15 protein-coding genes are annotated in these 18,550 nt (G+C 55.6%); 9 read left to right on the top strand and 6 right to left on the bottom strand.

The features are described from left to right. Positions 1 to 8: 8 nt before the first annotated feature. From fhuC to hrpB, 5 genes are all read right to left on the bottom strand, one after another. Positions 9 to 803: a Fe3+-hydroxamate ABC transporter ATP-binding protein FhuC gene (gene fhuC, locus COO59_RS11560; RefSeq protein WP_103059936.1), complete on the bottom strand. Its 795-nt coding sequence runs from the start codon at positions 801 to 803 to the stop codon at positions 9 to 11. Between the two features lie 53 nt (positions 804 to 856). Then, positions 857 to 3,025: a ferrichrome porin FhuA gene (fhuA, locus tag COO59_RS11555; protein WP_103059935.1), complete on the bottom strand. Its 2,169-nt coding sequence runs from the start codon at positions 3,023 to 3,025 to the stop codon at positions 857 to 859. A gap of 317 nt (positions 3,026 to 3,342) precedes the next feature. Further along, the gene (locus COO59_RS11545; RefSeq protein ID WP_103059995.1) at positions 3,343 to 5,280 is read right to left on the bottom strand and encodes a methyl-accepting chemotaxis protein; all 1,938 of its coding nucleotides are present in this window, start codon (positions 5,278 to 5,280) and stop codon (positions 3,343 to 3,345) included. 416 nt (positions 5,281 to 5,696) lie between these two features. Then, positions 5,697 to 8,219 (bottom strand): bifunctional glycosyl transferase/transpeptidase, encoded by a 2,523-nt coding sequence (gene mrcB / locus COO59_RS11540; protein ID WP_103059933.1) that lies wholly within the window; start codon positions 8,217 to 8,219, stop codon positions 5,697 to 5,699. 101 nt (positions 8,220 to 8,320) lie between these two features. Beyond that, positions 8,321 to 10,762, bottom strand: coding sequence for an ATP-dependent helicase HrpB (gene hrpB / locus COO59_RS11535; protein ID WP_103059932.1), 2,442 nt, complete (start codon positions 10,760 to 10,762; stop codon positions 8,321 to 8,323). Positions 10,763 to 10,838: 76 nt separating this feature from the next. Here hrpB and thpR point away from each other — a divergent pair, with 76 nt between their 5' ends. The 9 genes from thpR to panD all read left to right on the top strand — a co-directional run bounded on the left by thpR (position 10,839) and on the right by panD (position 17,838). Beyond that, positions 10,839 to 11,372 carry an RNA 2',3'-cyclic phosphodiesterase gene (gene thpR / locus COO59_RS11530; protein ID WP_103059931.1) on the top strand — a complete coding sequence of 178 codons (534 nt, stop codon included), beginning with the start codon at positions 10,839 to 10,841 and terminating at the stop codon, positions 11,370 to 11,372. Beyond that, complete coding sequence (sfsA, locus tag COO59_RS11525; protein ID WP_103059930.1) at positions 11,369 to 12,073, top strand: DNA/RNA nuclease SfsA; 705 nt, start codon at positions 11,369 to 11,371, stop codon at positions 12,071 to 12,073. The genes thpR and sfsA overlap by 4 nt, the downstream gene beginning before the upstream one ends. A 176-nt stretch (positions 12,074 to 12,249) precedes the next feature. Then, entirely contained in the window at positions 12,250 to 12,705 is a 456-nt protein-coding gene (dksA, locus tag COO59_RS11520) for an RNA polymerase-binding protein DksA (protein ID WP_103059929.1), read from the top strand. Positions 12,706 to 12,771: 66 nt separating this feature from the next. Continuing rightward, positions 12,772 to 13,677, top strand: a complete 906-nt coding sequence (gene gluQRS, locus COO59_RS11515; protein ID WP_103059994.1) for a tRNA glutamyl-Q(34) synthetase GluQRS — start codon at positions 12,772 to 12,774, stop codon at positions 13,675 to 13,677. Positions 13,678 to 13,735: 58 nt separating this feature from the next. Then, entirely contained in the window at positions 13,736 to 15,142 is a 1,407-nt protein-coding gene (pcnB, locus tag COO59_RS11510) for a polynucleotide adenylyltransferase PcnB (protein WP_103059928.1), read from the top strand. Next, positions 15,139 to 15,618 (top strand): 2-amino-4-hydroxy-6-hydroxymethyldihydropteridine diphosphokinase, encoded by a 480-nt coding sequence (gene folK, locus COO59_RS11505; RefSeq protein WP_103059927.1) that lies wholly within the window; start codon positions 15,139 to 15,141, stop codon positions 15,616 to 15,618. Before pcnB ends, folK begins: the two co-directional genes overlap by 4 nt. 106 nt (positions 15,619 to 15,724) lie before the next feature. Beyond that, positions 15,725 to 16,519 (top strand): 3-methyl-2-oxobutanoate hydroxymethyltransferase, encoded by a 795-nt coding sequence (gene panB, locus COO59_RS11500; RefSeq protein ID WP_103059926.1) that lies wholly within the window; start codon positions 15,725 to 15,727, stop codon positions 16,517 to 16,519. A 14-nt stretch (positions 16,520 to 16,533) separates the two neighbouring features. After that, the gene (gene panC, locus COO59_RS11495; protein ID WP_103059925.1) at positions 16,534 to 17,388 is read left to right on the top strand and encodes a pantoate--beta-alanine ligase; all 855 of its coding nucleotides are present in this window, start codon (positions 16,534 to 16,536) and stop codon (positions 17,386 to 17,388) included. Between the two features lie 69 nt (positions 17,389 to 17,457). Continuing rightward, on the top strand, positions 17,458 to 17,838 hold the full coding sequence (gene panD / locus COO59_RS11490; RefSeq protein WP_103059924.1) for an aspartate 1-decarboxylase: 381 nt from the start codon (positions 17,458 to 17,460) through the stop codon (positions 17,836 to 17,838). 119 nt (positions 17,839 to 17,957) lie between these two features. On the opposite strand, the gene COO59_RS11485 is transcribed toward panD, so the two are convergent. Beyond that, the gene (locus COO59_RS11485) at positions 17,958 to 18,215 is read right to left on the bottom strand and encodes a bacteriocin (protein ID WP_165786511.1); all 258 of its coding nucleotides are present in this window, start codon (positions 18,213 to 18,215) and stop codon (positions 17,958 to 17,960) included. Positions 18,216 to 18,550 lie beyond the last annotated feature (335 nt).

The following is an 18,550-nucleotide window of genomic DNA, read 5'->3' as shown; positions in this document are numbered from 1 at the left end:
TCCTTGTATCAGTAAACAAAGCTGACCGGCGCGCCACCCTGCGGGTGCGGCAGAATGCCCATAGGAATATTATAAATTCGCTCCAGCACTTCGCTGTGCATAATCTCTGCCGGCTCGCCCTGGGCGATCATCTCGCCGCCGCGTAGCGCCACCAGTGAGTCACAATAGCGCGCCGCCATATTAATATCGTGCAGAACGGCAATTACCGTCAGCCCACGCTGCTGACTAAGACGCTGGATCAGCGCCAGCACCTCAACCTGATGTGCGATGTCCAGCGCCGAGGTGGGCTCATCAAGCAGCAGGCAGCGACTGTTCTGCGCCACCAGCATCGCCAGCCAGGCGCGCTGACGCTCCCCACCGGAGAGGCTATCCACCAGCCGCTGAGCAAACGGTTTCAGCCCAACCAGCGCAATCGCTTCCTCTACGCGCTGACGATCCTCTTCGCCATAGCGGCCCAGCGCGCCGTGCCACGGGTAGCGGCCCACCGCCACCAGTTCCCGCACCGTCATTCCCTCCGCCGCAGGCAGCTGCTGCGGCAAATAGGCGACCTGACGGGCAAAGGCTTTGCTGTTCCATTCATCCAGCGGTTTATCATTTAACAGCACGCGGCCTTCGCTGGCGGGCTGATGGCGGCCTAACATTTTCAGCAGGGTAGATTTCCCGGAGCCGTTATGACCGATCAAGCCGGTGACTTTACCGCTGGGAAATGAGAGCGAGAGAGGATGCAGCAGCGTACGCCCGGGCACGCGAAAACTGACTTGATCAAGCGTGAAGGTCGTTTCCTGTGGCAGCTGATGTGACATGGTTATCTTCAACGGTGACGGGCACGACCAAAGCCGCGCCCGGATGGATGGATTTAGAAACGGAATGTTGCGGTAGCAACCACCTGGCGTTCAGCGCCCCAGAAACAGCCATAAGTCTGGAAGCAGCTAGCGACATATTCGCGATCCAGCAGGTTATTAACGTTTAACGCTACGCTGGAGCCATACATGCCGAAACGGCCGAGATCGTATTTCACCACCGCATCCCAGACCGCGGCGCTGCCAACCTTAAAGGTATTAGCAGGATCGCCATAGCTGGAGCCGATCAGACGGCCGCCGGTGCCCAGCGTTAAACCGCTTAACGGGCCGTTATTAAAGGTGTAATCGCCCCATAATGAGGCCATATGTTTCGGTACCTGTTCCGGCGTATTGCCTTTCAGCGTGGTATCTTTGGTATATTCCGCATCAGTATAGGTATAGGACGCGGTCATATTGATATTCGCCGTCAGCGCCGCTTTTGCCTCCAGCTCTACGCCGCGCGAGCGAATTTCCCCACCCTGTACCGATTGAAAAACGTGAGCAGGATCGGACATTAGGTTGTTGGTTTTGGTCAGCTGATAAAGGGCTGCGGTCAAAACTATCGGCTGATCTTTCGGCACATATTTAACGCCAGCTTCATACTGACGGCCTTTAGAAGGCTTAAAGGTATTGCCTGCGTAGTCCGCGCCGGAGTTAGGTTCGAACGATTCGCTATAGCTAACGTAAGGCGTAATACCATTATCAAACAGATAGTTCAGCCCCACTCGGCCGGTAAACTGACTGTCGCTGCGTTCGGTATAGTTGGACGCCTGGTAAGCGCGCGTAGACTGTTTTAACCAGTCGTAGCGTCCGCCTGCGGTCAGAACAAACCGGTTCCACTCCGCCTGATCCTGCACATAAATACCGGTCTGCTTCTGCTTGTTTTGTTGATAAGGCGTGGCAGAACCAAAATCATAATCGCTGTAATCCGGGTTACGTAAATCCAAATCCGTTCCGGTGCCAAAGAGGGCATTGATATCGTTACGCATCTGCTGGAAGTCGATACCTGTTAACAGCGTGTGCGTAACTCCTGCCGTAGCAAACTTGCTTTCAAGCTGCGTATCAACGGCGAAGTTGTGTAATTTTTCATTATCAACGACGGTGCTACGCTTCAGGATATAAGGATTGCTGGCGTCAATGCCGTAACCATAGATACTTTTCTGCGAGGTTTTTGCCTCTACATAACGCAGGTTCTGACGCACCGTAAAAATGTCGTTAAAGCCGTGTTCAAAGCTGTAACCGACTAATTTATGCGACAGAGAATAGGTATTGTTGCGGGCACCCTCGTTGAAGCTAACCGGCAGATGGGAACCGTTCGGTAGTGACTCTACGGTTCCCTCTTTTGGCAACCAGCCGTAATAACCGGTCTCCGGCGAATCCTGCAGGTTAGCCAACAGCGTCAGGTTAGTTTTATCATCCGGACGCCAGGTAAAGGCCGGAGCGATAGAGTAGCGTTTTTCTTTTGCACGATCTTGCTGAGCGTCAGTCGAGCGAGCCACGCCGGTAAGCCGCCAGGAATACACACCGGCATCATCCAGCGCATTGCTGAAATCAAATCCGGTCTGCCACAGATTATCGGTGCCCATCTTGAACTGCACTTCACGCAGCGGTTCTGTTGTAGGGCGTTTGCTGGTCATGGTAATAATCCCGCCCGGACTGCTTTTGCCATACAGCACGGAGGTTGGGCCGCGCAGCAGTTCAACGCGCTCAAGCATATAGGGATCGATAATCACTTCGTTATAGAAGTCGCCCTGCAGTTTCAGACCGTCCAGGTAGTTATTCTGATTGACTGAACCAAAACCACGAATTTTAACCGCATCATAAGTGTTTGACGCGCCGCGCGTAGAAACCGTCACGCCCGGCGTATAGCCCAGCGCTTCTTTAACTGATGCAGGCTGATGGGTATCCATTTCCTGACGCGTGATGACCGATACCGACTGCGGATTCTTTTCAATTGGCGTATCGGTTTTAGTGCCGGTTGCGCTGTGCTTAGCGGCGATAGTCGCTGCCGGTCCCCAGGCGCTTTCCTGCGGTGCGTCGGCTGCTGCATCAACCACCAGCGTTTCCTCAGCGGCAAAGACAGAGCTTCCTCCCGCCAGGGTTAAAGCCACCAGCACCGCCAGCGGACGTTTCAATAAGCCCGCCGAAGCGGATGCCGCAAAAACTTTACTACGCGCATTTACCATTGTGTTTTCTCTGAATGGAAATAGGAAAGACGATGAAAAAGGAAACGCAAACGATAATTATTCGTATGCTTATTGTTGTGGTTGGATAATATGCGAAATAAACTCGGATCTGCAAGCGGTAATCCTGCAATACGTCCTTCATACCGGCCAGCTTAAGAGCGGTGGCAAAGATGCTATGAGTCAGATCAAAAAACGGGCGCATCCTGATGCGCCCGTGCAAATCCATTCCCTCTCGCGGCTTTGATCCGTCGTTTATTCCGTTATCCACGGCGGGAAAACCACAGATGATAATAAAGCCTCTACCTTATGCTTCATTGCTACTCCGTTTTGCTGGTGCGGAACACCGATATGACCTCACGCAAGGTTCTTGCTCGCTCAGCCAGCGATCCTGAAGCCACCGCTGATTGCTCTACCAGCGCGGCATTCTGCTGCGTGGTATTGTCCATTTGATTAACGGCGATACTGATCTGCGAAATCCCGGCGCTTTGCTCTTTAGATGAAGAGGCAATATCTTTAACCAGCTGCGCGGTCTGCTCGATAGAGGTGACGCTCTGATTAACTTTCTTTCTGGCGTCCTGCACCATACTAATGCCCTGCATCGAATGTGCGACCGACTGCTCAATAAGCTGTTTAATTTCTCGTGCCGCCGTGGCTGAACGCTGCGCCAGCGCCCGCACTTCAGCGGCCACCACCGCAAAACCTTTACCATGTTCACCCGCGCGCGCCGCTTCCACCGCAGCATTCAGCGCCAGGATATTGGTTTGAAAAGAGATGCCATCAATAACGCCAATAATCTCCTGAATTTGTCCCGAGCTGTTGTTGATCTGTTCCATCGAGACTTTAACCGACTCCATCGCTTCCCCGCCGCTTAATGCGGCTTCGGTCGCCTCCTGCGCCATTTCAGCGGCGTGACGCGTGTTATCCGCGTTCTGATTAATAATAGAGGTCAACTCTTCCATGCTGGCCGCCGTTTCGGCAAGCGAAGCCGCCTGACTTTCCGTCCGGCCGGAAAGATCCTGATTGCCGCTGGCAATCTCTTCAGAAGAACGGGCGATAACGTCAGAACTTTCTTTAATAGAGTAAACCAGGTTCGATAAGCGGTGATTCATTTCACCTAATGAGCGCAACAGGGAGGCCGTTTCATTATTCCCTTCGACCTGGATATGATGGGTTAAATCTCCGCTGGCAACTTTTTTGGCAATTCCGGTCGCTTCATTAAGCGGGCGGGTTACGGTTTTCACAATAAATACGGTAAAAGCGATCATCAGCAGCAGTAATACGACCAGCGAGCCCAGTAACCATATCTGTGACAGGCGCTTGCTTCCGGCCTGCTCATTCAATATTTGCGAAAGTTCATCTGCCGCTAAAAGGCCGATGCTTTCATATTTCCCCATAATAGAATTGAAGGTCTGCGTATAGTCGCTTTCACTGATATTAATCCCCTTCCGTTCAGTAAACATATTATCCGCGAGCTGTAGGGCGGCTTCTGCCTCTTTCCATAATTGTTCAATCGGCTGAGCCATTTTAGCTTTTAATTCATCATCCAGGCCAAACGCCTTGGTAAAGTTTTTATAAAATGCCTCCAGCGATTTTTGGGCCATTTCTATCTGATAAGAAATGCGTACGTAATCCGCCTCTTTCTTAACGTTGTTTGTGGCTAAAAATTCCGCGCCGCTGCTCCGCACCTGGGCCAGCCCGGTGATCATTTCAGGCACGCGGTTAAAGGTGCTCAGCATAAGCTGGTAGCTGTTCAAGTCCGCATCCAGCGATAGATGATAAAGATCAAGCGCATCCCCCATAGCGTCCAGCAATGAGTTCATCAGCTTTTCATGTCTTAGATTATTTTCAGCTAGCGTGAACTCAGGGCTGTTCAGCTTGCGCTGCAGATCTGTCCATTCATCGATGATATACTGCATTTTTTTCAACGCGAATTTGGCATTCGCCTTAGTCAGCGTATTGAGCAGAGACGTTTGATGTTTTTGTATTTCACTTACCGTTGCTGAAAGGGTTGGAGAAGCGGTTTTATTCTGCGAAATGACAAGGTGACTTTCATTCCAGTGGCGCTGATACGCGCCCAGCAATGTTAACAGCTGTTTTTGTACCGGGACACCGTCGATTTCCCGCTGCTTCACGTCAATAGATTCATTGCCATGATTAAGCAACAGCACGGTAGGTAAAACAAAAAGAACCAGGGCAAAAGCGCCCAACATCGCTAATTTAGCGGATAGATTGATATTTTTTAACAGACTGCCCACAGTAAATTCCTTTTCATTAAGAAAGATACACATACCTTTCGATTCTGCTGGCTGAAAACTTTAACCATAACTTAATAGACTTAATAACCCTGGAAAATTCCGATATTCCCCTTACTTTCTCAAGAAAGAAAAAATAAAGAGCAGGTTGCTCACTGACGAGTCCTTACTTAACGGAACAGTTATTTCCTAAAAAATAACACAGCAATTCCTCATAACGCAATGAAAAAACAAGGGCGCTATTTGTATAAAAGCAAACGGAAAAAGATCTTAAATAGATTTAATTTCTTAAATAAAGCCTAATGCTTTCATTATCTGTGGGTTGATCTTAAACCGTCAAACTCCGCCGGAAGAGTTAATCCATAAAAAAACGGGCGCTCCCTCAGGATGCGCCCGTTTTATTACGGCTCAGTAACGGTTTAATTACCGCCAAACATATCTTTGATCCAACCGGCAACGCCATCGCTGTCCTGCTTCTGCGGCTGCTGCGGCTGCTGCGGCTGCTGCTGTCCCATTTGCTGTTGCTGTTGCTGCTGCTGCTGCTGCATCTGCTGCATTTGCTGTTGGCAAAGCGCAGTGGCATCGGTGGTCCATACCGGTAGCGTACGCCAGCCGCCGTCGCTATCACAAACGAAGTTACCGGCAGCATCTACCGCCATCGAAGCAATATCCTCCGGCGGCGTCAGCGTTAGCGGCATCGGAGCCTGATTCTCCAGATAGCGACGGTAGAGCTGCATCGCACCAGAAGCGCCATAAAGCTTCGTCGGCTGGTTATTGTCGCGGCCTACCCAGGTAATCGCCACTTCTTTGCCATCCACGCCGGCAAACCAGCTGTCGACCTGATTATTGGTCGTACCGGTTTTCCCGGCCAGGTGCACAGCAGGATATTTTGCGCCCAGGGCGTGCGCAGTACCACGCGCCGCTACCTGCTGCATGGTATACAGCGTCAGATAAGCCGCCTGCGCCGGTTCAACGCGCTCCGCCTGCGGGAAGCTCTGATACAGCACGCTGCCATCTTCTGCAATCACCGAGCGCACGGCGGACAGCGGCGCGCGGTTACCGCCGCTGGCGATCGACTGAAACGCCTGCGCCACTTCAATCGGTGTCAGGTTTAGCGCGCCCAGCAGCATTGCCGGCACCGGATGCAACTGATCCTTCGGCAGACCCAATTTGACCCAGGTATTCACTACATTATCCAGCCCCAACGTCATCCCCAGGTTTACCGTAGGAACGTTCATCGAGTTAGTCAGCGCATCCACCAGCATCACTTTACCGCTGAAGCGACGGTCGTCATTCTGCGGTTTCCAGATCTGGCCGTTCGGCTGCTTAAGCGCGATGGGTTCATCGGCGATCCAGGTATTCAGGCGATAAGTATCGGGCTGCGACAGCGCCGTCAGGTAGGTTGCCGGTTTCGCCAGCGAGCCGATAGAACGACGCGCCTGCATGGCACGGTTATAACCGGCAAACTGCGGATCGGCCCCGCCGACCATCGCCCGGACTTCGCCGCTAAAGCGATCGACAATCACCATCGCGGTTTCCAGATCCTTCAGGCCGCGCTGTTTTTTCAGCGCCGGGATGCCCTCTTCCACCGCTTTTTCCGCTGCGTCCTGCGAAACCGGATCGAGCGTAGTGAAAATTTTCACGCCGGAGAGATCTTTTACCTTATCGCCCAGCTTCGCCTGCAGCTCGCCGCGCACCATCTGCATAAAGGCTGGCTGCGGCGTAATAACGCCGCCTTTTGGCTGCACGCCAAGCGGTCGGGCGCTGAGCATGTCATACAGCTCCTGATCGATAACCTTCTGCTGTTGCAGCAGACGCAGCACCAGATTGCGGCGCTCCAGCGCCAGCTTCGGATTACGCCACGGGTTATACAGTGATGCGCCTTTTACCATGCCCACCAGCAGCGCCTGCTGATCGAGGCTCAGTTCATCCACCGGACGACCAAAATAATAAAGGCTGGCCAGCGGAAAGCCACGGATCTGATCGTTACCGGCCTGACCGAGATAGACCTCGTTCAGATAGAGTTCAAGGATGCGATCTTTGCTGTAACGTGCATCCATAATCAGCGCCATATAAGCTTCGTTGGCTTTACGCCACAGGGAACGCTTATTGGTGAGGAACAGGTTTTTCACCAGCTGCTGCGTCAGCGTACTGCCGCCCTGCACCGCACGCCCGGCGGTAATATTCGCCAGGAACGCACGGCCAATCGAATACAAGCTGATGCCGTCATGCTCATAGAAATGACGGTCTTCGGTAGCGATCAGCGTATCGACCAGCAGATCGGGGAAACCGGCGCGCGGCACAAACAGACGCTGCTCGCCGTTGGGCGATTGCAGCATGGTGATCAGACGCGGGTCGAGACGGAAGAAACCGAAGTCGCGTCCGTTATCAAGGTTTTTAATTTCGCTCAGGGAACCGCTGCTGAACGTCAGCCGCGCGCGGATCTGCCCTTCTTTACTGTCGGGGAAATCAAACGGACGGCGGATCATTTCGATGCTGTTCGCCTGCACGGTAAATTCACCCGGCCGCGTCATCCGCGTTACCTGGCGATACTGCGTGCCTTCCAGCAGCGCAATCATCTCTTTTTTGTTATAGGCCATGCCCGGCTCAAGGCTGACCATACGACCATAGACCGCCGCCGGCAGCTGCCAGACTTTGCCGTCGATACGGCTGCGGATTTCTGAATCGAGGTAAACGCCGTAGGCGGCCATAATCACCACGACCACGATAAATAGCTTAATCAGCCATCCCAGCCATTTTCTTTTTTTGCTGCTGCGCGCTTGCCGCCCTTTTCCTTTACGTGGCACCGGTCTTTCCTCCTGGTCATCATCATGCTGTTCATCGTTATATTCTTCCCTGCGGCGTCCCGCTCCACCGGATTGACGTGGCGGTTTAGGCTGTTTCCCTTTGCGCCCGATAGGTTCGCGATCGTTCCCAGACATTCGTTTCGTTTCTCCAGGGATGGCCTGTTGACAAGGCCGGTTACTCTGTTCTTACTGCTTCATTTCGAAAAGCAGAACCCTCTGAAAGCAGCGCTGCATTCCTACTGCGGCGCGGCATATTTTTTGGTGCGGCGCGTAGGCAACGCGCTGGCCGGATCGTCAGGCCAGGCATGTTTGGGATAGCGTCCTTTCATCTCTTTTTGCACCTCCGGATAGGCGCCCTGCCAGAAGGCAGCGAGATCGCGGGTAATCTGCAATGGCCGCTGCGCGGGGGATAATAACTCCAGCACCAGCGCTACGCGCCCTTCCGCAATCGTCGGATTTTGCGCCTCACCGAACATTTCCTGCAGGCGCACCGCCAGCGCGGGCGGCTTCTCGCTATCGTAGCGAATCGGCAGACGGCTGCCGGTCGGCACAGTGTAATGGGTTGGTAAGGCACTATCCAGCCGCTGACGCTGTGACCATATGAGCAAATGTAATAAAGCGCCGGACAGGTTAATCTGCCGCAAGCCTTTCATATCGCGCACGCCGCTCATTTCCGGCAGCAGCCAGCTTTCCAGCGTGGCGAGCAGCGCGTCATCATCCATCGCTGGCCACTTTTCTTCCGGCAGCCATCGTGCAGCGCACTGCAGGCGAAGCCGCAGCTGCTGCGCCTCCGGCGTCCAGTTAAGCACTTCCAGCCCCTTTTCGCGGATCCAGCGCAGCATCGCCGGATGCAGCACCTCGGCTTCGGGCTTCGCCAGCGGCTGCGATTTCAGCGCCAGCACGCCGATTTTATCGCGCTGCCAGGCGCGCAGCGTACCTTTCGCCTCGTCCCACTCAATATCGGTTTCGCTACGCACAAGATCGGGGCAGTCGCGCTGCAGCGCGTTAATATCCACAGGCAGCGCCAGCAGAATGCGCGCTTCGGCCTGCGCATCGCCCTGTAGCAGCTGCGGCGCGATCAGCCATTCATGCCGCGTCAGGCTATCTTCATGATCGAGCATCGCGCCAGGGCCGCCCGCCAGCTGATAGCGGCCGCTTTCACCGCGTCGGCGCGCCAGGCGATCGGGAAACGCCTGGGCCAGCAGCGTTGGTGCCAGCGTACCGTCCGGCTGGCCGCCCGCGCCGTTCAGCCGCCTTTGTAACTGCCGGGCGCGCTGCTGCCAGCCCGCGTGCGGGGTAAACAGATGATCGAGGAGGTTACGGCTGCCCTGACGCGGCGGTTCTTCAAGGATAGCGACCAGCCGGGCGGCGGTCGCCTGCGCGTCCCGATCGCGGGCGGCAGTTAACAATGCAGCCAGCCGCGGCTCGCTGCCCAGCTGCGCCATCGCCCGGCCCTGAGCCGTCAGCTGGCCGTTTTCGCCAAGCGCGCCGAGCATCTGCAGCAGCTTTTGCGCCGCCAGCAGCGCAGGCGCGGGCGGCGCATCGATCCAGTTCAGCTGCGCGGCATCATGACAGCCCCACTGCAGCAGATCGAGCCACAGCGCACTCAGATCGCTTTGTAAGATTTCCGGCTCGCTCTGCGCGGCGGCGCGCTCCGCCTGTTCGCGTCCGATCAGATGCAAACAGATGCCGGGCGATAAACGTCCGGCGCGTCCGGCACGCTGCGTCATGGAAGCCTGACTGATACGCTGGGTTTGCAGCCGCGTAATACCGCTGCGCGCATCGAAACGCGCCGAGCGCTCCAGCGCGCTGTCCACTACCAGACGAATGCCGTCAATGGTTAAGCTGGTTTCGGCGATATTGGTCGCCAGCACCACTTTACGCTTACCCTGCGGTGCGGGCAGAATCGCTCGCCGCTGCGCCGCCAGCGACAGCGCGCCATACAGCGGGCACAGCTCAATATCACTGCCGACGCGCTGCGCCAGCTGATTTTTAACCCGTTCGATTTCTCCCACGCCGGGTAAAAACAGCAGCAGTGAACCGCTCTCTTCGCGCAGCAGCTGGGCCACTTCCCGCGCCACCGCCTCATCAAACGGCAGCTGAGCCGCCAGACTGGCATAGCGCCGCTCAACCGGAAAACTGCGGCCTTCTGAAACGATCAGCGGAGCGGCGGGCAAACGCGCGCTTAAACGCGCATTGTCCAGCGTAGCGGACATAATTAACAGACGCAGATCGTCGCGCAGCCCCTGCTGAACATCCAGCAGCAGCGCCAGCGCCAGATCGGCCTGTAAACTACGTTCATGAAATTCATCAAGAATCACCAGCCCAACGCCGTCCAGCATCGGGTCCTGCTGCAGCATACGCGTCAGAATGCCTTCGGTTACGACTTCCAGCCGGGTGGCTGGCCCGACGCGGCTGTCGGCGCGCATGCGATAACCTACGGTTGCGCCGGGTTCTTCACCCAGCTGCTCCGCCAGACGCTGCGCAACATTACGCGCCGCCAGACGACGCGGCTCCAGCATAATAATGCGTCCGGCAATGTCGCCCTGCTGTAACAGCTGCAGCGGCAGCCAGGTGGATTTACCCGCGCCCGTTGGCGCCGCCAGCAGCACCTGCGGCGCCTGTTTTAGCGCCGCCAGCACCTCTGGCAGCACGGCGCTTACCGGTAATTCACTCAAACGAAACTCCGTCCAGCATTGGTCTTATGATGGTGCGCATTGTAGCATTCCTCTGTGTTGTTTACCGGAGAGTGTTATGAGCGCACGTCGTCTCTTTTTCGGCATCGGATTACCGGAGCCATTGCAACAGCAGCTGGTTCGCTGGCGCGCCGAACAGTTTCCTGAGGAGGCTGGCCGTCCAGTGGCGGCCGCCAACCTGCATATTACGCTGGCGTTCCTTGGCGAAATCAGCGATGAAAAGGCGCAGGGATTGCAACAGCTGGCCGGGCGCATCCGTCAGCCTTCTTTTACCCTGCATCTGGATGATGCCGGACACTGGCCGCGCCCCGGCGTTATCTGGCTCGGCTGTCGCCAGGCGCCGCGCGGCCTGCTGCAGCTGGCAGAGATGCTACGCGCGCAAGCGGCGCGCAGCGGCTGTTATCAAAGCCCGCAGCCGTTTCATCCGCACCTTACCCTGCTGCGCAACGCGACCCGCCCGGTCGCCCTGCCGCCGCGCAATTTTCACTGGCAGTTTACGGTGGGCCATTTTTCCTTATATCAGTCGGTTTTCGCCCAGGGGCGAACCCGCTATCGCGCGCTGCAAAGCTGGCCGCTGCAGGAGTCCGTATGAATTTTCAACCGGTATTGCGTCCGGCGCGTCTGATAAACCGCTATAAACGCTTTCTTGCCGATGTCGTCACGCCGGAAGGCGAGACATTAACGATACACTGTGCTAATACCGGCGCGATGACCGGCTGCGCGACGCCTGGCGATACCGTCTGGTATTCCACGTCCGCCAGCCTGACGCGCAAATATCCGCACAGCTGGGAGCTGACACAGACGCAAACGGGCCATACGATCTGCGTAAATACGCTACGCGCTAACCAGCTGGTGCGCGAAGCGCTGGCGGCAGGGAAGATTGCAGAATTGTCTGGTTACCCGCAGCTGCGGACTGAGGTGAAATATGGCGCAGAACGCAGCCGAATCGATTTTCTGCTGCAGGCGCACAACAGGCCGGAGTGCTATATTGAAGTGAAATCCGTAACGCTGTTACAACAGGGTAAAGGATACTTTCCGGATGCGGTGACCGTGCGAGGCCAAAAGCATCTGCGTGAGCTGGCCAGCATCGCCCAACGGGGCGAACGCGCGGTTATGTTATTTACTGTTTTGCACTCGGGGATTGAGGACGTTGCCCCCGCGCGTCATATTGATGCACGTTACGCAGAACAACTGGCACAGGCACAACAGAGCGGGGTGGAAATCCTCTGTTATAAGGCGCAGTTATCACCGGCGGGCATGTGGCTGAATCAGCGGATAAAGCTGGCGTTGTAATATTTAGTGCGATTTGCTGTGATAGAAAGTAGCGTTGCGCTAAATACGCTGTTCCTCACAGGCTTGTCAAGACATGTTCAGGAATAATTGCCAACCTTAACTGCTTCTGTTATTTATAGCGGCCTGTTTTTTTCCCCTTTGGGGATCGATAGTGCGTGTTATCCAGGAGAAACAACATGCAAGAAGGGCAAAACCGTAAAACTTCGTCCCTGAGTATTCTCGCCATCGCTGGGGTGGAGCCGTACCAGGAGAAACCGGGCGAAGAGTATATGAATGAAGCCCAGCTGTCTCACTTCAGGAAAATTCTTGAGGCGTGGCGTAATCAACTCAGGGATGAAGTCGATCGTACGGTAACTCATATGCAGGACGAAGCGGCTAACTTTCCCGATCCGGTCGACCGTGCCGCTCAGGAAGAAGAGTTCAGCCTCGAACTGCGCAACCGCGACCGCGAGCGTAAACTGATCAAAAAGATCGAAAAGACCCTGAAAAAGGTGGAAGACGACGATTTCGGCTACTGTGAATCCTGTGGCGTTGAAATCGGTATTCGCCGCCTTGAAGCGCGTCCAACCGCCGATCTTTGCATCGACTGTAAAACGCTGGCGGAAATCCGCGAAAAACAAATGGCTGGCTAACGGCACGTGAAAAGCAGTGCGGGCGGGATAATTATCCCGCTCCACTGCTGTTACGTGAAAGCGGTTATGTCAATTCCCTGTACAGGACGTTTTGCTCCTTCCCCTTCCGGTGAACTCCATTTCGGCTCGCTTATTGCCGCGCTTGGCAGCTATCTGCACGCCCGCGCTCAGGACGGCCGCTGGCTGGTACGCATTGAAGATATCGATCCGCCGCGTGAGGTGCCCGGCGCCGCCACCGCTATTCTGCATCAGCTGGAACATTACGGCCTGCACTGGGACGGCGAAGTGGTATGGCAATCGCAGCGACACCAGGCCTACCGCGACGTGCTGGAGTGGCTGCGTCAGCATCGACAAAGCTACTATTGCACCTGCACCCGCAGCCGTATTCAGCAGCTTGGCGGCTTTTACGATGGGCACTGCCGCGATCTGCATCTCGGACCGCAGCAGGCGGCTTTGCGGCTGCGCCAGCGGCAGCCGGTGTATCAGTTTCATGATTTACTGCGCGGCGAAGTGCGCGTGGATACCGCGCTGGCGGAAGAAGATTTTATTATTCACCGCCGCGACGGGCTGTTTGCCTATAACCTGGCGGTAGTAGTGGACGATCATTTTCAGGGCGTAACGGAAATCGTGCGCGGCGCTGATTTAATTGCGCCAACGGTACGGCAGATAGCGCTCTGGCGCCAGCTGGGCTGGCAGGAACCGGCTTATCTGCATCTGCCGCTGGTGCTTAATCATGACGGCAATAAGCTGTCGAAGCAGAACCATGCGCCCGCCCTGCCGAACGGCGATCCCCGTCCGGTACTGGTGAAGGCGCTGCGTTTTCTTGGGCAAAGCACGCCGGAAAACTGGCAGGATATAACAACCACGCAGCTGTTAGCGCTGGCCGTTACCCAGTGGGATCTGGCGAAAATGCCGCGTAATGACGCGCTGCTCGCTGACGAAACGTCAACATCATTCTCAAACGGTTCGTAACAGGCTATGATTAGCCGCTGATTTTACCACCGAATTATCGTCATTATCGAGGTGTCCTATTTTTACCCGAGTAGCTAATTTTTGCCGTAAAGTTCTGAATCGTGAAGACACGGCGCTGGCAGAGGTTGAGGAAGACGAACTGCAGATGACCGTCATCCCTCGTGAAAGTCACAACATCTCGCGCAAAGACATTAGCGAAAACGCCCTGAAAGTTCTTTATCGCCTGAATAAAGCGGGCTATGAGGCCTATCTGGTGGGCGGTGGTGTCCGTGACCTGCTACTGGGTAAAGCGCCGAAAGATTTTGATGTGACTACCAACGCCACGCCGGAGCAAATGCGTAAGCTGTTCCGCAACTGCCGTCTGGTTGGCCGTCGCTTCCGTCTGGCGCACGTGATGTTTGGCCCTGAAGTGATCGAAGTGGCCACTTTCCGCGGTCATCATCAGGCTGAAGAAGATAGCAACGCGCAGCGCGGCCAAAACGGTATGCTGCTGCGCGACAATATTTTCGGCACCATTGAAGATGACGCCCAGCGCCGCGATTTAACCATCAACAGCCTCTACTACAGCGTGGCCGACTTTAGCGTGCGCGATTACGTCGGCGGCCTGCAGGATTTACAGCAGGGCATTATCCGCCTGATTGGCGATCCGGAGACGCGCTATCGTGAAGATCCGGTCAGGATGCTGCGCGTGGTGCGCTTTGCCGCCAGGCTGGATATGACCATCGCGGAAACCACCGCCGAGCCGATCCCACGTCTCGCCACGCTGCTGAACGATATTCCTCCGGCGCGCCTGTTTGAGGAAGCGCTGAAGCTGTTGCAGGCGGGCTACGGCTATAAAACCTATCTGCTGCTGCGCGAATATCAGCTGTTCCAGCCGCTGTTCCCGATCCTGAGCCGCGGCTTTACCGAGCATAGCGACAGCCAGATGGAGCGGATGCTGGCGCAGGTATTGAAAAATACCGATACGCGCATTCACAACCAGATGCGCGTCAATCCGGCTTTCCTGTTTGCCGCGATGTTCTGGTATCCGCAGCTGGAAAACGCGCAGCGTATCGCGCAGGAGAGCGGCCTTGCCTACTACGATGCTTTTGCGCTGGCAATGAACGATGTGCTGGATGAGGCGTGCCGTTCGCTGGCCATTCCGAAGCGTATTACCACGCTGGTGCGTGATATATGGCAGCTACAGCTGCGGATGTCTCGTCGTCACGGCAAACGCGCGATTAAGCTGATGGAGCATCCTAAGTTCCGCGCCGCTTACGATTTGCTGGCGCTGCGCGCTGAAGTGGAAAACAATGCTGAGCTGCAGCGACTGGCGAACTGGTGGGGTGAATTCCAGGCCGCCGCGCCGCCGCAGCAGAATCATATGCTGAAAAATCTCGGCGATGAGCCTGCACCGCGCCGCCGTCAGCGTCGTCCGCGCAAGCGCCCTGCCGCGCCGCGCCGCGATAACAACAGCAACGCATGACCCGCGTCTATCTCGCCTTAGGCAGTAATCTGGCCGATCCGCTGCATCAGGTGCGTAATGCACTTGATGCGCTTGCTGTCATTCCACAAACGCGGCGGGCGGCGGTCTCCTCTTTTTATCGCACGCCGCCCTACGGACCGCCCGATCAGCCTGACTATCTTAACGCCGCCGTGGCGCTCGATACTCAGCTATCGCCGGAGTCGCTGCTCGACCATACGCAGCGCATCGAACTGGAACAGGGCCGGGTGCGTAAAGCGGAGCGCTGGGGACCGCGCACGCTGGATCTGGATATTCTGCTGTTTGGCGATCGGGTGCTGAATACGCCGCGCCTGACGGTGCCGCATTACGATATGCATAACCGCGCTTTTATGCTGGTGCCGCTGCTGGAAATCGCGCCGCAGGCCCGGCTGCCTGACGGTTGCGCCCTTGCCGCAGTCGCCGCCGGGCTTGACTGCAGCGCCATCCTGCCCTGGTAACCGCACGCCATGTTTCATCCGGCGTGCCGCCGCGGCGATAAGACATTCCTCTGACCGCGCCGATCATTTACACTTCGCCAACCAGAACGTTGACGTTGAGAAAGTCATGAAACCTACCACCATTTCGCACCTGTGCCAGTTGAAACAGGCAGGTAAAAAATTCGCCTCGATCACCGCCTACGACTTCAGCTTTGCCCGGCTTTTCGCCGATGAAGGCATAAAGGTCATGCTGGTTGGCGACTCGCTGGGCATGACGGTTATGGGATACGAATCCACCCTGCCGGTTACCGTCGAGGATATCGCCTGGCATACCGCAGCGGTACGCCGTGGCGCGCCGCACTGCCTGCTGCTCGCCGATCTGCCGTTTATGAGTTACGCCACGCCGCAACAGACCTGTGAAAATGCGGGCCAGCTGATGCGCGCCGGTGCCAATATGGTGAAGCTGGAAGGCGGCGCCTGGCTGGCGGAAACCGTGCGCATCCTAACGGATCGCGCGGTGCCGGTGTGCGGTCATCTGGGCTTAACGCCGCAGTCGGTTAATATCTTTGGCGGTTATAAAGTACAGGGACGCGACAGCGAAGCGGCGGATCGTCTGCTTGCCGACGCGCAGGCGCTGGAGGCCGCCGGTGCCCAGCTGATGGTGCTGGAATGCGTGCCGGTGGCGCTGGCGCAGCGCGTAACCGAGGCGCTGCGCATACCGGTTATTGGTATCGGCGCCGGTAACGTTACCGACGGCCAGATCCTCGTTATGCATGACGCCCTGGGTATTACCGGCGGTCATATTCCTAAATTTGCTAAAAATTTCCTTGCCGAAACCGGTGATATTCGCGCTGCCGTGCGCCAGTATATTCAGGAAGTGGAAGAGGCAAGCTACCCCGCCGCTGAGCACAGTTTCCAGTGAACAGGAGAAAGTCCGTGTTGATTATCGAAACGTTGCCGATGCTGCGCCGTGAAATCAGGCGCTGGCGTCAGGAAGGCAAACGCATTGCGCTGGTGCCGACGATGGGCAACCTGCATGAAGGTCATATGACGCTGGTGGATGAAGCCCGCGAGCGCGCCGACATCGTCGTGGTGAGCATTTTTGTTAATCCGATGCAGTTCGATCGCGCTGACGATTTGGCGCGCTATCCGCGCACGCTGCAGGAAGACTGTGAAAAGCTGAACCGTGCGCGCGTTGATCTGGTGTTTGCTCCGGCTCCTGCCGATGTCTATCCCAAAGGGCTGGATACCCAGACCTTTGTCGAGGTGCCGGGCCTCTCTGCCCTGCTGGAAGGCGCCAGCCGCCCCGGCCATTTCCGTGGCGTTTCAACCATCGTGAGCAAGCTGTTTAACCTGGTGCAGCCGAATCTGGCCTGCTTCGGCGAAAAGGATTATCAACAGCTGGCGCTGATCCGCAAGATGGTGGCGGATATGGGGTACGACATCGATATTATCGGCGTGCCAACGGTACGTGCGAAAGATGGCCTGGCGCTCAGTTCGCGCAACGGCTATCTGACCGCCGATGAGCGTAAGCTGGCGCCGGCGCTGAGCCAGATAATGAAAGCGATGGCAGCTAAGCTGGCCAACGGCGAGCGTCATATCGAAGAGATTATCGAAAGCGCCGAAGCCGAACTGCGCGATAAAGGATTAACGCCGGATGGCCTGGCGATTTGCGATGCCGACACGCTGCTGCCGCTAAATGTGGACAGCCAGCGGGCGGTTATTCTGATGGCCGCATGGCTGGGCAAAGCCCGACTGATCGATAATCAGACGGTCGATCTAACCCAGTAGACAAGCGTCGGTAATCTATGAATACTGTCGCTCATCTTTTGATTTGTTGCAGAACAAGGTAACAGAGATATGGTACGCACCATGCTGCAAGGCAAGCTGCATCGGGTGAAAGTCACTCAGGCTGACTTGCATTACGAAGGTTCCTGCGCCATTGACCAGGAGTTCCTCGACGCTTCCGGAATTCTTCAGTACGAGGCGATCGATATTTATAACGTGACCAACGGTCAGCGTTTCTCCACCTACGCGATTGCCGCTGAACGCGGTTCGAAAATTATTTCCGTTAACGGCGCGGCGGCCCGCTGCGCCTGCGAAGGCGATATTCTGATTATCTGTTCCTATGTACAGATGCCGGACGAAGAAGCGCGCCAGTGGCAGCCCAAAGTCGCCTATTTCGAAGGTGATAATCAAATGAAACGCCTGGCGAAAGCCGTCCCGGTGCAGGTTGCCTGATAAAACAGAGCCAGTATTAGCTGGCTCTTATCAATGCGCTAATAAATTATCCTGAACTCATAGCGCTTTATTTCGGTCGCCTCTTTTAAACGAGGCGATTTAAAATCCATGGGCATTAATTAATTGCGCGGCTTAACGGAGAACATTGGATCAACAATCTCCTGTATGCCACCAGCCGTAACCATCGAATCACCGAATAAAATTGAATCAATTGTGCCCGGCAGGAAGTTATGCACCACATCAGGCAGCGGCTGGATACCGCTCACTGGACGAAACGCCGGATCCAGCACGAAGATTGGGAGCGGGAATGGGTATACGTCAAAGTTGGAGAGGCCGCCAGAAACCTGCGCCAGCTCATTATTATTTAATACTTTCATTTTTAGTCTCCTTACTATGTTTAAAGTGTTCTTCTCATCTTCCGGCATATCTTATCCCGAACAGATAATATTCTTTTCCAGACGAAGCTGGCAGAGAGAGTATAGGTATTATTTTTTGGGATACTATCGAAAAAGTACGATTTATTGCCGGAGAATTTTATCAGGTTTAAATAACAGTAAATCCCGACATCTTTAATTTATAATTTTTCTTTGCACTCTGATTTAAATAACGGCCTGTTGATAGTGCCGTCGCCCCGGCGACAGAGCAACGACATTAACTTAAAGCGTGCGGCGTTTTGCCCTATTCATTGTGCAGCGGATGAACCGGCGAGATG

The organism is Mixta theicola, assembly GCF_002895925.1.
In the GTDB taxonomy this organism is placed as follows: domain Bacteria; phylum Pseudomonadota; class Gammaproteobacteria; order Enterobacterales; family Enterobacteriaceae; genus Mixta; species Mixta theicola.
Note: the sequence above shows the minus strand (reverse complement) of the source record. Positions and strands in the feature narration are given on the sequence as shown.